This window comes from Pseudomonas sp. 10S4, from assembly GCF_034344865.1.
In the GTDB taxonomy this organism is placed as follows: domain Bacteria; phylum Pseudomonadota; class Gammaproteobacteria; order Pseudomonadales; family Pseudomonadaceae; genus Aquipseudomonas.
The window spans coordinates 4009411-4024673 of the sequence record NZ_CP133774.1; the positions used below are offsets into that span (position 1 = coordinate 4009411).

At 59.9% G+C, this 15263-nt stretch carries 7 protein-coding genes and 2 pseudogenes; 5 read left to right on the top strand and 4 right to left on the bottom strand.

Annotated features, from left to right (window positions below; genetic code table 11):
• The first annotated feature begins 51 nt into the window (after positions 1-51).
• A complete protein-coding gene (locus RHM58_RS18730; RefSeq protein ID WP_201255913.1) occupies positions 52-816 on the top strand; it encodes a GntR family transcriptional regulator in 765 nt (254 codons plus the stop codon).
• Positions 817-996: 180 nt separating this feature from the next.
• Here RHM58_RS18730 and guaD read toward each other — a convergent pair.
• The 4 genes and pseudogenes from guaD to xdhA all read right to left on the bottom strand — a co-directional run bounded on the left by guaD (position 997) and on the right by xdhA (position 7117).
• A pseudogene (guaD, locus tag RHM58_RS18735) lies at positions 997-2300 on the bottom strand (guanine deaminase).
• Positions 2301-2308: 8 nt separating this feature from the next.
• Positions 2309-3153: pseudogene (gene xdhC / locus RHM58_RS18740) on the bottom strand (xanthine dehydrogenase accessory protein XdhC).
• A gap of 117 nt (positions 3154-3270) precedes the next feature.
• Positions 3271-5670 carry a xanthine dehydrogenase molybdopterin binding subunit gene (gene xdhB / locus RHM58_RS18745; RefSeq protein ID WP_322267856.1) on the bottom strand — a complete coding sequence of 800 codons (2400 nt, stop codon included), beginning with the start codon at positions 5668-5670 and terminating at the stop codon, positions 3271-3273.
• Positions 5663-7117: a xanthine dehydrogenase small subunit gene (gene xdhA, locus RHM58_RS18750; protein ID WP_201202119.1), complete on the bottom strand. Its 1455-nt coding sequence runs from the start codon at positions 7115-7117 to the stop codon at positions 5663-5665. Before xdhA ends, xdhB begins: the two co-directional genes overlap by 8 nt.
• Before the next feature lie 265 nt (positions 7118-7382).
• Here xdhA and RHM58_RS18755 point away from each other — a divergent pair, with 265 nt between their 5' ends.
• The 4 genes from RHM58_RS18755 (at position 7383) to ligA (ending at position 15226) form a co-directional block, all read left to right on the top strand.
• Positions 7383-8042: a GntR family transcriptional regulator gene (locus RHM58_RS18755; RefSeq protein WP_201202121.1), complete on the top strand. Its 660-nt coding sequence runs from the start codon at positions 7383-7385 to the stop codon at positions 8040-8042.
• Positions 8043-8044: 2 nt separating this feature from the next.
• A complete protein-coding gene (gene smc, locus RHM58_RS18760) occupies positions 8045-11533 on the top strand; it encodes a chromosome segregation protein SMC (protein ID WP_201255911.1) in 3489 nt (1162 codons plus the stop codon).
• Positions 11534-11791: 258 nt separating this feature from the next.
• Entirely contained in the window at positions 11792-12646 is an 855-nt protein-coding gene (zipA, locus tag RHM58_RS18765) for a cell division protein ZipA (RefSeq protein ID WP_201202130.1), read from the top strand.
• A gap of 222 nt (positions 12647-12868) precedes the next feature.
• Positions 12869-15226: an NAD-dependent DNA ligase LigA gene (gene ligA / locus RHM58_RS18770; RefSeq protein ID WP_322267857.1), complete on the top strand. Its 2358-nt coding sequence runs from the start codon at positions 12869-12871 to the stop codon at positions 15224-15226.
• Positions 15227-15263: the final 37 nt, after the last annotated feature.

Here is a 15263-nt window from a genome sequence, read left to right on the forward strand (position 1 = left end):
CCGTATTACAGTCACGGTCTATTCGCCGCAGTTCTCCCGACTCGAGTGCCCATGAACGAACAGTTGCAGCCCCTCAAGAAACAACCGCGAGCAGGCAAAGCCGGCCGCAGCGGTACCCAGGACGATATTGTCTACGCGCATATCTTCGAGGCCATCCTCGAGCAGCGTCTGGCGCCCGGCACCAAGTTGAGCGAAGAAGCGCTGGGGGAAATTTTCGGGGTCAGCCGCACCATCATTCGCCGCGCGCTGTCGCGCCTGGCCCATGAAGGCGTGGTGTTGCTGCGACCAAACCGTGGCGCGGTCGTCGCCAGCCCGAGCGTCGAGGAAGCCCGTCAGGTGTTCCTCGCGCGTCGTCTGGTAGAGCGGGCGATCACGGAACTGGCGGTGCAGCACGCCACCGTCGAGCAGATTGCCGAGTTGCGGCAGATGGTCAACGACGAGCGCGACAGCTTCTCCCGTGGCGATCGCGGTGCCGGCATCCGTCTGTCGGGCGAATTCCACCTGAAACTGGCCGAAGCGGCGAAGAATGCACCGCTGATCAGCTTCCAGCGCAGCCTGGTGTCCCAGACCTCGTTGATCATCGCCCAGTACGAAAGCGGCAACCGCTCGCACTGTTCTTATGATGAACACACCCAATTGATCGATGCGATTGAAGCGCGCAACGGTGAGCTGGCGGTGGACCTGATGATGCATCACATGGATCACATCGACAGCAAACTCAACCTCGACGAAGAAAGCGCGTCGGATGATTTGCATGCAGTGTTCTCGCATTTGTTGCAGACCAAGAAGCCAGGTCGGTCGACCGCGAAGCTATAAGTAAGGCGGAGTCGTTCCCATCGCGAGCAGGCTCGCTCCCACAGGGTTTTGTGTTGAATGCAAATCCCGTGTCCACCAGAGATCAACTGTGGGAGCGAGCCTGCTCGCGATAGCGATCTGACAGACAATAAAAATCCCCCGGGCTGTAAAGCTGCGGGGGATTTTTTATGCCTGTAAACCTTAACGCTGATGCACCAGATTCCCCGCCGCATACGTCTGCAACACTGTCCGGTCATCCCCCAGCGTCATCAACACAAACAACGTTTCGGCAATGTTATTGGCCTGCTTCAAGCGATAGCCCAGCAGCGGCGTGGCGTTGTAGTCCAACACCAGGAAGTCCGCATCAGTACCCGCGTGCAAAGTACCGATCTTGTCTTCCAGCCGCAGCGCCCGTGCACCACCAAGGGTCGCCAGGTACAGCGATTTGAACGGGCTCAGCCGTGCACCTTGCAACTGCATCACTTTGTACGCTTCGTTCAACGTTTGCAGAAGCGAGAAACTGGTGCCGCCGCCAACGTCAGTGCCGAGGCCGACGTTCAGTTTGTGCTTCTCGGCCATCGGCAGGTTGAACAGACCGCTGCCGAGGAAGAAGTTCGAAGTCGGGCAGAAGGCAATCGCCGAACCGGTTTCCGCCAGCCGCGCACACTCGTCGTCACACAGGTGCACGCCGTGGGCGAACACCGAGCGCTCGCCCAGCAGTTGGTAGTGATCGTAAACGTCGAGGTAGCCCTTGCGCTCCGGGAACAGTTCCTTGACCCATTCGACTTCCTTCAGGTTTTCGCTGATGTGAGTCTGCATGTACAAATCAGGGTATTCACCGAGCAACTGGCCAGCAAGGGTCAGTTGTTCAGGGTGCTGGTCGGGGCGAAGCGCGGGGTGACCGCGTAGTGCAAGCGACCCTTGCCGTGCCAGCGCTCGATCAGCGCCTTGCTTTCGACATAGCTGGATTCTGCGGTGTCGGTCAGGTAGTCCGGCGCGTTGCGGTCCATCATCACCTTGCCGGCGATCATCCGCAGGTCCAACTGCTGGGCGGCTTCGAAGAACGAGTTCACTGATTGCGGATGCACGCTGCCAAACACCAGCGCGGTGGTGGTGCCGTTGCGCAGCAGTTCCTTGATGAAAATATCCGCCACTTCATCGGCGTGAGCCTTGTCGGCGAACTGGCTTTCGCACGGGAAGGTGTAGGTGTTGAGCCAGTCCAGCAGTTGCTCGCCGTAAGCGCCGACCATGCCGGTTTGCGGCAAGTGAATGTGGGTGTCGATCAGGCCCGGGGTGATCAGCGCATCCTGGTAATGAGTTATCTCGATGTCGGCCGGCAGAGTCGCCAGCAATTCAGTGGCGTGACCGACGGCGCTGATCTTGCCGTTTTCGACCACCAGCAAGCCGTCTTCGAAATACTCATAAGACGCTTCGATCCCCACTTCAGCGGGGTCGGCGATACTGTGCAGGATGGCGGCGCGGTAGGCTTTGCGAGTTAAAGGCATGAGGGTTCTCAGTTTGAGGCTTGGCTGCGGCGTGAAGCAGGCAGCAGTTTGGCAATCGATGATCCGGCGCTGGCAGTCTGCTGGCCGAAATTCGCGTTATAGGTGGCGATGATTTCGCCGGCGATGGAGATGGCGATTTCCACAGGCAATTTGCCTTTGACTTCGCCGATGCCCATCGGGCAGCGCATGCGTTGCAGCACCGCGCTGTCGAAACCACGATCACGCAAGCGGTGTTCGAACTTCACCCGTTTGGTTTTCGAACCGATCAGGCCGAAGTAGGCGAAGTCGTTGCGCTTGAGGATTGCGGCAGTGAGTTCGAGGTCGAGCTGGTGATTATGGGTCATGACGATGCAGTAACTGCCGGCGGGCAGGTCGTCGATTTCATCCACAGGTTCTTCGGCGACGATTTTGCGCACGCCGTGGGGGATCTGTTCCGGGAACTCCGCATCCCGCGAGTCGATCCAGCGCACCCGGCAGGGCAGGCTGGCGAGCAGCGGCACCAGCGCCCGGCCGACATGGCCGGCGCCGAATACGGCGATTTGTGCCTGGACCTGGCCCATCGGTTCGAACAGCAATACGGTCACGCCGCCGCAGCACTGGCCGAGGCTGGCCCAAGGCTGAAACGCTCCAGATGGGTGTCTTGCTTGCCGCTGGCGAGCATCTCGCGACCGATCTGCATGGCCTTGTATTCCAGATGCCCGCCACCGATGGTGTCGAAGGTCTGGGTGGCGCTGATGACCATTTTCGAGCCGGCGTTGCGCGGCGTCGAGCCGAGCTCTTCGATGATGGTCACCAGCACGCAGGGTTCACCCTGGGATTGCAGGTCGGCGAGGGCGTCGATCCAGTTGTACATGTTTCACCTCGACATCTGTGTTGTCTGTTCGGCCGTCTTCGCGAGCAAGCCCGCTCCCACATTTGGAATGCATTCCCCTGTGGGAGCGGGCTTGCTCGCGAGGGCCGCGACTCGGTCTTAAAGCGAAGCCAACTCGACTTCTGCCTCGAAAGCCTTCGCCACCTTCAACTGCCGCATCTGCTCACAGCCCCACAACACCCGCTCCGGGGTCGCCGGGGCGTCGATGTTTGGTTGATGCTTGTAGTCCCCCAGGCTGGCCACGGCGTCCTTGATCGCACACCACGAGGCGATGCCGAGCATGAACGGCGGCTCGCCGACAGCCTTGGAGTGGAACACCGTGTCTTCCGGGTTCTTGCGGTTTTCCACCAGCTTCACCCGCAGGTCCAGCGGCATGTCGGCCACGGCCGGGATCTTGTAGCTCGCCGGACCGTTGGTCATCAGTTTGCCTTTGTTGTTCCACACCAGTTCTTCCATGGTCAGCCAACCCATGCCCTGGATGAAACCGCCCTCGACCTGACCGATGTCGATTGCCGGGTTCAGCGAAGCGCCGACGTCGTGAAGAATGTCGGTGCGCAGCATCTTGTACTCGCCGGTCAGGGTGTCAACGATCACCTCGCAGCACGCCGCACCGAAGGCGTAGTAGTAGAACGGACGACCACGGGCCTGGCTGCGATCGTAGAAGATTTTCGGGGTCTTGTAGAACCCGGTGCTCGACAACGAAACCTGAGCGAAATACGCCTGCTGGATCAGCGTTTCGAAGGTCAGGATGTGATCGCGGACCCGGACGTGGCCATTGTGGAATTCCACGTCTTCTTCGCTGACTTTGTAGTGCCGCGAGGCGAATTCGACCAGTCGTTTCTTGATGATTTCTGCTGCGTTCTGCGCGGCTTTACCGTTCAGGTCAGCGCCGCTGGAAGCCGCCGTCGGCGAGGTGTTTGGCACCTTGTCGGTGTTGGTCGCGGTGATTTGCACACGGTCCATTTCCACTTGGAACACTTCGGCCACGACCTGCGCGACTTTGGTGTTCAGGCCTTGGCCCATTTCGGTGCCGCCGTGGTTCAAGTGGATGCTGCCGTCGGTGTAGATGTGGATCAGCGCGCCGGCCTGGTTGAGGAAACTGGCGGTGAACGAGATGCCGAATTTGACCGGGGTCAGCGCCAAGCCTTTTTTCAGGATCGGGCTGTTGGCGTTGTAGCGGCGGATCGCTTCGCGGCGCTCGTAGTACTGGCTGCTTTCTTCCAGTTCGGCGGTCATTTCCTCGAGCATGTTGTGCTCGACGGTCTGGTAGTAATGGGTGACGTTGCGCTCGGTCTTGCCGTAGTAGTTGGCCTTGCGCACGGCCAGTGGATCGAGGGCCAGATGGCGGGCAATCGCGTCCATCACTTCTTCGATGGCGACCATGCCTTGCGGGCCGCCGAAGCCACGGTAAGCGGTGTTCGACGCGGTGTTGGTCTTGCAGCGGTGACCGTTGATGGTCGCGTCGCCCAGGTAGTACGAGTTGTCGGCGTGGAACATCGCACGGTCGACAATCGACGCCGACAGGTCCGGCGAGCAGCCGCAGTTGCCGGCCAGTTCCAAGGCGATGCCGTGCAGGCGGCCGGTGCTGTCGAAGCCCACGTCATACTCGACGTAGAACGGGTGACGCTTGCCGGTCATCAGCATGTCTTCGACCCGCGGCAGGCGCATCTTGGTTGGCTGGCCGGTGAGGTGCGCGATGACCGCGCAGAGGCATGCCGGGCTCGCGGCCTGGGTTTCCTTGCCGCCGAAACCACCGCCCATACGGCGCATGTCGACGATGATCTTGTTCATCGACACGTCCAGAACTTCGGCAACAAGCTTCTGTACTTCGGTCGGGTTTTGCGTGGAGCAGTAGACGATCATCCCGCCGTCTTCAGTAGGCATCACCGAAGAGATCTGGGTTTCGAGGTAGAAGTGTTCCTGGCCGCCGATGTGCAACGTGCCCTGGATGCGATGTTCAGCGGTGGCCAATGCGCCAGCAGAATCGCCGCGTTGGTGAGTGTGGCTGTCGAGTACGAAATGGCGTTTTCTTAATGCTTCAACCACGTCCAAAACCGGTTCAAGGTCTTCGTATTCGATGATCGCGGCCATCGCGGCTTTGCGTGCGGTTTCCAGATCTTTAGCGGCAACCGCAAGCACCGGTTGCCCAACGAATTGCACATCATCGATGGCCAGCAGCGGATCGCCCGGCATCAGCGGGCCGATGTCTTTCAGGCCCGGCACGTCTTGGTGGGTGATGGCGATGCGCACGCCTTCGAAGGCGTAGCAGGGCTTGGTGTCGATGCTGATGATTTTCGCGTGGGCGCGGTCCGACAGGCGTGCATAAACGTGCAACTGGTTCGGGAATTCCAGTCGGTCGTCGATGTACTGCGCTTCACCGGACACGTGTTTGGCGGCGCTGTCGTGCTTGACGCTGCGGCCGACACCGGTGGTCAGGTCCTTGGCGAACAGTTCAGCCAGTTCGGCTTGGGTCTTCTCTACAGCGTGATGATTAGACATAAGCGGTCACCCGAGTCTCGATGTGCGGTGTTTGCAGTTCGATGAAGTATTTACGCAGCAGGTTTTGCGCGCTGAGCAGGCGATATTCCTTGCTGGCGCGGAAGTCCGAGAGCGGCGTGAAATCTTCGGCCAGGGCGGCACAGGCGCGTTCAACGGTGTCGTTGTTCCAGGTCGCACCGAGCAACACGGCTTCGCAGGTCTTGGCGCGTTTTGGCGTGGCGGCCATGCCGCCGAAGGCGACGCGGGCGTCGGCGATCACGCCATTGTCGATGCGCAGGTTGAACGCGGCGCAGACCGCAGAAATGTCATCGTCCAGACGCTTGGAAACCTTGTAGGCGCGGAACAGTTGTTCAGCGCTGGCGCGGGGCACGATGATCTTTTCGATGAACTCGCTTTCCTGGCGCGCGGTGACCCGGTAGTCGATGAAGTAATCTTCGATGGCCAGGGTGCGGCGGGTTTCGCCTTTGCACAGAACGATCTGCGCGCCCAGGGCAATCAGCAGCGGTGGTGAGTCGCCAATCGGCGAGGCGTTGCCGATGTTGCCGCCCAGGGTGCCCTGGTTGCGAATCTGCAAGGAGGCGAAGCGTTGCAGCAATTCGCCGAAGTCCGGGTATTCGGTTTTCAGTGCGTCGTAGCAATCGGAGAGGGCTGTCGCGGCGCCGATTTCCAGGCGATCGTCGAAGCGTTCGATGCGCTTCATCTCGGCGACGTTGCCGACGTAGATCATCACCGGCAAGGTGCGGTGGAACTGGGTGACTTCCAGCGCCAGGTCCGTGCCGCCGGCCAGCAGCCGGGCCTGTGGATAAGCGTCGTAGAGGTCGGCCAGATCAGCGACGGTCAGCGGCACCAGGCAGCGCTTGTCGCCACTGTTGAGTTCGCCGATGTCGGTGGGGGCGATGGACTTGAGGCGAGCGATGGTCTCGGCTTCACGGGCGTCGAACTGATCCGGCTGCTTGGCGCAGCAGGACTGTTCGGCGGCCTGGAGGATCGGCCGATAACCGGTGCAGCGGCAAAGATTGCCGGCCAGCGCTTCGTGAGCTTTATGAGAATCGGGCTCGTCGCTGTTTTTTTGCAGCGCGAACAGCGACATCACGAAGCCTGGGGTGCAGAAGCCGCATTGCGAACCGTGGCACTCGACCATGGCTTTTTGCACGCTGTGCAGTTCGCCCTTGTACTTGAGGTCTTCGACGCTGATCAATTGTTTGCCGTGCAATGACGAAACGAACGTCAGGCACGAGTTGAGGCTGCGATAGCGAATGTGTTCGCGGCCGTCGTCATCCGTTTGCAGCTCGCCGACCACCACGGTGCACGCGCCGCAGTCACCGCTGGCGCAGCCTTCTTTGGTGCCGGGTTTGCCCACATGGTCGCGCAAGTAATTGAGCACGGTCAGGTTCGGGTCCAGGGCGTGCTCGCTACGGAGTTCCTGGTTTAGTAAAAACTGGATCACGGAAGGCCTCGCAGACTCATTATTGTTGTTAACCGATTTGAACCGAATTTATCAGGTCTGACTTTTCGGTCAATGGTTTTCTGACTTAAAGGTCAGGAAATCAGTTTTTCTCGATGAACAACGCGTTCCATCAGTATTGACCCTCACGGGATAGCCTGCTTTTTGCTTAATTCGTGCCAAAACCGCCGGGTGGGCACTCCGCCATGACGTACCAATTGCGCTACACTGCGCCGCTTGTGCAGATCGAAGAGTTTGAAGGACAACCATGACGTTCAAGGCGCCGGACAGCCTCGCCGAGCAAATTGCTCACCACCTCGCCGAACGTATCATTCGCGGCGAAATGAAGCCGGGAGAGCGCATCCAGGAACAGAAGGTCACGCTGGCCCTCAATGTCAGCCGCGGTTCGGTCCGTGAGGCCTTGCTGATTCTCGAGCGCCGCCACCTGATCGCGATACTGCCGCGACGTGGCGCCCATGTCACCGAACTCACCGCGCACAAGGTCCAAAGCCTGTGCACGCTGATGAGCGAGTTGTACATCCTGCTCGGCAATGCCGTGGCTACGGGCTGGCAAGTCCAGGCCGACCTGGCGCCGTTCGTGCAGATCCAGCAGCGCCTGGCGTCCAGCTACGAGCGTCAGGACATCCGCACGTTCGTCGACGACAGCTTCAGTGTGATGCGCGCCGCGTATCCGTTCGCCAACAACCCGTACTTGCAGGAAACCGTCGAGAATCTGCAGCCGGCCATGAGCCGCGCGTATTTCCTCGCCCTGGAACAGCGCAAGGCCGAGATGAGCGAGTTTCTGGAGTTGTTCGAACGCTTGCTCGCAGCGGTGATCGCCCGTGACTTTCCGCAGATTCGCGAAGTGCTGACGGCATATGCCCAGCGCAGTAGCGATCTGGTGGTTTCTGCCCTGACGGACGCTTAAGCGTGCGGCTCAAGTGCATCAAGCTGGCGGGGTTCAAATCCTTCGTCGACCCGACCACGGTGAACTTCCCCAGTAACATGGCGGCGGTGGTCGGGCCCAATGGTTGCGGCAAGTCGAACATCATCGACGCCGTGCGTTGGGTGATGGGCGAGAGTTCGGCCAAAAACTTGCGTGGCGAGTCGATGACCGACGTCATCTTCAACGGCTCCACCAGTCGTAAGCCGGTGAGCCAGGCGAGCATCGAACTGGTGTTCGACAACTCCGACGGCACGCTGCTCGGCGAATACGCCGCCTATGCGGAAATCTCCATTCGCCGCAAAGTGACCCGCGACAGCCAGACCACTTACTACCTCAACGGCACCAAATGCCGTCGTCGCGACATCACCGACATCTTCCTCGGCACCGGCCTGGGTCCGCGCAGCTACTCGATCATCGAGCAGGGGATGATCTCCAAGCTGATCGAATCCAAACCCGAAGACCTGCGTAACTTTATTGAAGAGGCGGCGGGGATCTCCAAGTACAAGGAGCGCCGGCGTGAGACTGAAAACCGCATCCGCCGCACCCATGAAAACCTGGCCCGCCTGTCTGACTTGCGTGAAGAGCTTGAGCGTCAGCTCGAGCGCTTGCACCGCCAAGCCGAGTCCGCCAGGAAGTATCAGGAATACAAGGGCGAAGAGCGTCAGCTCAAGGCCCAACTGTCGGCCCTGCGCTGGCAGGCGTTGAACGAACAGGTCGGTCAGCGCGAAGCGATCATCGGCACTCAGGAAATCACCTTTGAGGCCCTGGTCGCCGAGCAACGTAACGCCGATGCGGCGATTGAACGCCTGCGTGACGGTCACCACGACCTCTCCGAGCGCTTCAATCTGGTGCAAGGGCGCTTCTATTCGGTCGGTGGCGACATCGCCCGCGTCGAGCAAAGCATCCAGCACGGTCAGCAGCGTTTGCGTCAGTTGCAAGATGATCTGAAAGAAGCCGAGCGCGCACGTCTGGAAACCGAATCGCACTTGGGCCACGACCGCACCTTGCTGTTGACCCTCGGCGAAGAGCTGGACCTGCTCACGCCGGAACAGGAAGTCACCAGCGCCGCGGCCGAAGAAGCCGCCGCTGCGCTGGAAGAATCCGAAACCACCATGCACGGGTGGCAAGAGCAGTGGGACACCTTCAACCTCACGGCCGCCGAGCCGCGTCGTCAGTCTGAAGTGCAGCAGTCGCGCATCCAGCAGCTGGAAACCAGCATGGAGCGTTTGGCTGATCGCCAGAAGCGTCTGGGCGAGGAGCGCACGTTGCTCTCGGCGGACCCGGAAGACGCGGCGATCATGGAACTCAGCGAGCAGCTCGCTGAATCCGAAGCGACGCTTGAGGACTTGCAAACCAGTGAAGAAGCTCAGGTCGAAAAGCTTGAACAGCTGCGTCAGGAATTGCAGCACGCATTGACCGCGCAGCAACAAGCCCAGGGTGATTTGCAGCGCCTCAATGGTCGTCTCGCGTCCCTTGAAGCCTTGCAGCAAGCCGCGCTCGATCCGGGCACCGGCACCGCCGAATGGCTGCGTGAACAAAACCTGGCAGACCGTCCGCGCCTGGCCGAAGGCCTGAAGGTAGAAGCGGGTTGGGAGCTGGCGGTGGAAACCGTGCTCGGCGCCGACCTGCAAGCGGTGCTGGTGGATGACTTCGGCGATTTCGATCTGGCCGGGTTTGCCCAGGGCGATCTGCGCTTGCTCAGCCCCGCCAGCGAGGGCGTGCGCGTGGCCGGTAGCTTGCTCGACAAGGTCGAGGCGCAGATCGATCTGTCGCCGTGGCTGGGGCAGGTCAAACCGGTGGAAAGCCTTGAGCAGGCCTTGGCTTTACGCGCTCAATTGGCGCCCGGCGAAAGCTTGATCAGTCGTGACGGTTACTGGGTCGGTCGGCACTTTTTACGTGTGCGTCGGGCCAGTGAAGCGGAAAGCGGCGTGCTTGCCCGTGGCCAGGAAATCCAGCGCCTGGGCCTTGAACGCGAAGAGCGCGAAACTTCGGTCGAAACGCTGGAAACCCAACTTCAAAATCTCAGGGCGCAACAGCGTCAGCAAGAAAACGGTCGCGAACATTTGCGCCGTCTGTTGCAAGACGAAGCCCGTCAACAAGGTGAATTGAAAGCCCAGTTGTCCGCCGGTAAAGCCAAGGCTGAACAACTGACCCTGCGCCGCACTCGTCTCGATGAAGAGCTCACCGAGCTGAGCGAGCAGCGGGCGCTGGAACACGAAAACATCGGCGAAGCGCGCCTGCAATTGCAGGACGCCCTCGACAGCATGGCGCTGGACACCGAGCAGCGCGAGTTGCTGCTGGCTCAGCGCGACAGTTTGCGCGAGCGCCTCGATCGGGTGCGACAGGAAGCCCGGCAGCATAAGGATCATGCGCATCAACTGGCGGTGCGTCTGGGTTCGCTCAAGGCGCAACATGACTCGACGCGTCAGGCGCTGGAACGGCTGGAGATGCAGTCCGAGCGCCTGACCGAGAAGCGCGAGCAACTGAGTCTGAATCTGGAGGAGGGCGAGGCGCCGCTGGAAGAGCTGCGCCTGAAGCTCGAAGAATTGCTCGACAAGCGCATGACCGTCGACGAAGAACTCAAGACTGCGCAAATGGCCATGGAAGATGCCGACCGCGAATTGCGTGATGCCGAGAAGCGCCGCAACCAGGCCGAGCAACAATCGCAATTGATCCGTGGCCAACTCGAACACCAGCGCATGGAATGGCAAGCCCTGACCGTGCGCCGCAAGACCCTCGAGGATCAGTTACTGGAAGACGGCTACGACCTCCACGGCGTGATCGCGACCCTGGTGGCCGAAGCCAACGAAAAAGAGGCTGAGGAAGAGTTGGAGCGCATTGCCGCACGTATTGCGCGTCTTGGTGCGATCAACTTGGCGGCCATTGACGAATACACGCAACAATCCGAGCGCAAACGTTATCTGGATGCGCAGAACGACGATCTGGTGGAAGCGCTGGATACCCTGGAAAACGTGATTCGCAAGATCGATAAGGAAACCCGCAACCGCTTCAAAGATACCTTTGATCAGATCAATGCCGGTATTCAGGCACTTTTCCCAAAAGTTTTCGGTGGAGGGCGCGCGTATTTGGAACTGACGGGCGAAGATCTACTCGATACAGGGGTAACGATCATGGCGCAGCCGCCAGGAAAGAAGAACAGCACCATCCATTTGCTCTCCGGTGGCGAAAAAGCCCTGACTGCTCTGGCCCTGGTTTTTGCGATCTTCAAGTTGAACCCGGCGCCGTTCTGCATGCTCGATGAAGTTGACGCGCCATTGGATGACGCTAACGTTGGACGCTATGCACGACTGGTCAAAGAGATGTCGCAGACGGTGCAGTTCATCTACATCACCCACAACAAGATCGCCATGGAAATGGCCGATCAACTGATGGGGGTGACGATGCACGAGCCGGGTTGCTCACGCTTGGTAGCAGTGGATGTCGAGGAGGCGATGGCGATGGTGGATGCCTGAGTCGCTGGCTGTAGGGCAAGTATTTATGTGCTGTAGGCTTATTTACTTTCTCTTTACTTGCTGGCCAATCGACATATTCGCTGAAGCCATTGTGACAGACGGTGTAAAGTTGCCTTTGGTCGTGCTAGTTTAATGTCAATTTTTCGTATACGTGGGCAAAACGCCTGTCAGAACATAGAGTTGGCGCCACGTTTTAAAGCGGTTTGCACGTTGTAAACCCCTTATTTTCCAGCATTTTTTATAGAGGCACGGGATTACATGGAAATCGGTCTGCGCGAGTGGCTGATCGTCATCGGCATTATTGTCATTGCCGGTATTCTTTTCGATGGCTGGCGTCGCATGCGCGGCGGCAAGGGAAAACTTAAATTCCGCCTTGACCGAAGTCTGTCCAACCTGCCGGACGAGGACACCAGCGCCGAGCTGTTGGGCCCGCCACGGGTGCTGGATACTCATAAGGAGCCGCAACTGGATGAGCACGATCTGCCGTCCGTGAGCATGCCGGCCCGGGAACCTCGTGAGTCGGGCTCCAAGCGCGGCAAGCGTGGCCATGGCGAACCTTCCCAGGGCGACATGAACCTCAGCCTCGACCTGGACGGCGGCCCGAGCTTCAGCAGCCGTGACGACGATTTCCCGGATGACGCCAAGTCCGCGCCATCGGTCAGCGAAAAAGATCAGCCGCAAGCCGAAGAAGTGCTGGTGATCAGCGTGATTTGCCGCGACGCCGCCGGCTTCAAAGGCCCGGCGCTGTTGCAGAATATTCTGGAAAGCGGCCTGCGTTTCGGCGAGATGGATATTTTCCATCGCCACGAAAGCATGGCGGGTAACGGCGAAGTGCTGTTCTCCATGGCCAATGCGGTCAAGCCGGGCATCTTTGATCTGGACGACATCGACCACTTCAGCACTCCGGCGGTGAGCTTCTTCCTCGGCCTGCCAGGCCCACGTCATCCGAAGCAAGCCTTCGACGTGATGGTGGCTGCGGCACGCAAGCTGTCCCAGGAACTGAACGGCGAATTGAAAGACGACCAGCGCAGCGTGCTGACCGCTCAGACCATCGAGCATTACCGTCAGCGCATCGTTGAATTCGAACGTCGCGCCCTGACCCAGAAGCGCTAGAGTCAAAAGGGCTGTTGTGGCGAGGGGCTTGCCCCCGTTGGGCTGCGAAGCGGCCCCAGAACCATTCAGCCTGTTTTGCCAGATGGGGCACGATCACAGGATTTGCGACTGCTTCGCAGCCGAACGGGGCAAGCCCCTCGCCACATAGTGCAAGCCTTTAGGCTATCGTGATTAGAAGATTGAGCAGCCTCGGCTGCTCTTTTGCTTTATGAGAGAACACCCATGACCGCCGTCAAAAACCGCATTCTAGAGCTGCGCGCTGAGCTGGATCAGCACAACTATCGCTATCACGTGATGGACGAGCCGAGCATTCCGGACGCCGAGTACGACCGGTTGTTCCATGAGCTCAAGGCCCTCGAAGCGGCCAATCCCGAACTGATCACCAGCGACTCGCCGACCCAGCGCGTCGGCAGCGCGGCGCTGTCGGCGTTCACCCAGGTGCGCCACGAAGTGCCGATGCTCAGCCTCGGCAACGCCTTCGAAGAAACCGACATGCGCGAGTTTGATCGTCGGGTGACCGAAGGCCTCGACCTGCCGGCCGGCGACCTGTTCGGTGGCGGCGCGGCGGTGGAATACAGCTGCGAACCGAAACTCGATGGCCTGGCGGTCAGCCTGTTGTATCAGGACGGCGTACTGGTACGCGGCGCGACTCGCGGTGACGGCACCACCGGCGAAGATATCAGCGTCAACGTACGCACCGTGCGCAACATCCCGCTCAAGTTGCACGGCACTGGCTGGCCGGCGACGCTTGAAGTGCGCGGCGAAGTGTTCATGTCCAAGGCCGGTTTCGAACGGCTCAACGCCACGCAACTGGAAGTCGGCGGCAAGACCTTCGCCAATCCGCGTAATGCGGCGGCCGGCAGTTTGCGCCAGCTGGATTCGAAGATCACCGCCAACCGTCCACTGGAATTCTGCTGCTACGGCATCGGCCAGATTTCGGCCGACATTGCCGACACGCATATCGGCAATCTCAAGCAATTGCAGGTCTGGGGCATGCCGATCAGTCATGAGCTGAAACTGGCCCATGGCATCGATGAATGCCTGGATTACTACCGCGACATCGGTGAGCGCCGCAACGGTCTGGCCTATGAAATCGATGGCGTGGTGTTCAAGGTCAACAGCATTGCTTCGCAACGTGAATTGGGTTTCCGTGCACGCGAACCGCGTTGGGCGATTGCGCACAAATTTCCGGCGATGGAAGAGCTCACCGAATTGCTCGACGTGGAGTTCCAGGTCGGCCGCACCGGCGCGGTGACGCCGGTCGCTCGCTTGAAACCGGTCAAGGTCGCTGGCGTGACGGTGGCCAACGCGACGCTGCACAACATGGACGAAGTGGCGCGACTGGGTTTGATGATCGGCGACACGGTGATCATCCGCCGCGCTGGCGATGTGATCCCGCAAGTGGTGCAAGTTGTCCTTGAGCGTCGTCCAGAAGACGCACGGCCGGTGCAGATTCCCGAGCAATGCCCGGTGTGCGGCTCTCATGTCGAGCGCACGCAATTGGTCAAGCGCAGCAAAGGTCGCGAGACCGTCAGCGAAGGCGCGGTGTATCGCTGCGTCGGTCGTCTGGCCTGTGGTGCGCAGTTGAAGCAAGCGATCATCCACTTCGTCTCCCGTCGTGCCATGGACATCGAAGGCCTGGGCGACAAGAGCGTCGAGCAACTGGTGGATGAAGGCCTGGTGGGTTCGCCGGCCGATCTGTATGCGCTGAAGTTCGAAGACATTGTCGACCTGGAAGGCTTTGCCGAGCTGTCGAGCAAGAAGCTGCTCAGCGCCATCGAAGACAGCAAGCAGCAGAGCCTGGCGCGCTTCATTTACGCCCTCGGGATTCCCGATGTCGGCGAAGAGACGGCCAAGGTGCTGGCGCGTTCTCTGGGTTCGCTGGAGCGGGTTCAGCAGGCGTTGCCGCAAGTGTTGACGTACTTGCCGGATGTTGGGCTGGAAGTGGCTTACGAGATTCACAGCTTCTTTGAAGATGCGCATAACCAGCAGGTGATTGCCGAGCTGCTCAAGCACGGTTTGCAGATTCAGGATCAGGGCGAATTGGGCGCGGAGTTTTCTGCGAGCACCACGCTCGGCGGCTTCCTCGATAAGTTGCACATCCCTTCGGTGGGGCCGGGCGGTGCGCAGAAACTGGCGGACAAGTTTGGTTCACTGGAAGGCGTGTTTGGCGCCGACTGGCTGGACATGCGCCAGGCATTGCCGGAGAAACAGGCGAATTCGGTTCGCGAGTTTTTCGCTGTCGAAGAAAATCGCCAGATTGCCGAGGCGGCCGAGAAACAGTTGCGTGATTTCGGCATGCACTGGCAGAGCGAGAAGAAAGTCGTCGAAGGCTTGCCGCTGGCCGGGCAGACCTGGGTGTTGACTGGTTCGCTTGAGTTGATGAGTCGCGATGTGGCTAAGGAGAAGCTTGAGAGCCTCGGCGCCAAAGTGGCGGGTTCGGTGTCGGCCAAGACTCATTGCGTAGTGGCTGGCCCGGGGGCGGGCTCCAAGTTGGCCAAGGCCAATGAGCTGGGGTTGAAGGTGCTGGATGAAGAGGCGTTTGTGGTATTCCTGAAGGAACACAATATCTCTGTCTAAAGCGGACCTGTGGCGAGGGGGCTTGCCCCGTTGGAGC

Coding starts and splice junctions, on each gene's coding strand:
- RHM58_RS18755 (WP_201202121.1), top strand. CDS start 7,383: ATGACGTTCAAGGCGCCGGACAGCCTCGCCGAGCAAATTGCTCACCAC.
- zipA (WP_201202130.1), top strand. CDS start 11,792: ATGGAAATCGGTCTGCGCGAGTGGCTGATCGTCATCGGCATTATTGTC.
- xdhB (WP_322267856.1), bottom strand. CDS start 5,670: ATGTCTAATCATCACGCTGTAGAGAAGACCCAAGCCGAACTGGCTGAA.
- RHM58_RS18730 (WP_201255913.1), top strand. CDS start 52: ATGAACGAACAGTTGCAGCCCCTCAAGAAACAACCGCGAGCAGGCAAA.
- ligA (WP_322267857.1), top strand. CDS start 12,869: ATGACCGCCGTCAAAAACCGCATTCTAGAGCTGCGCGCTGAGCTGGAT.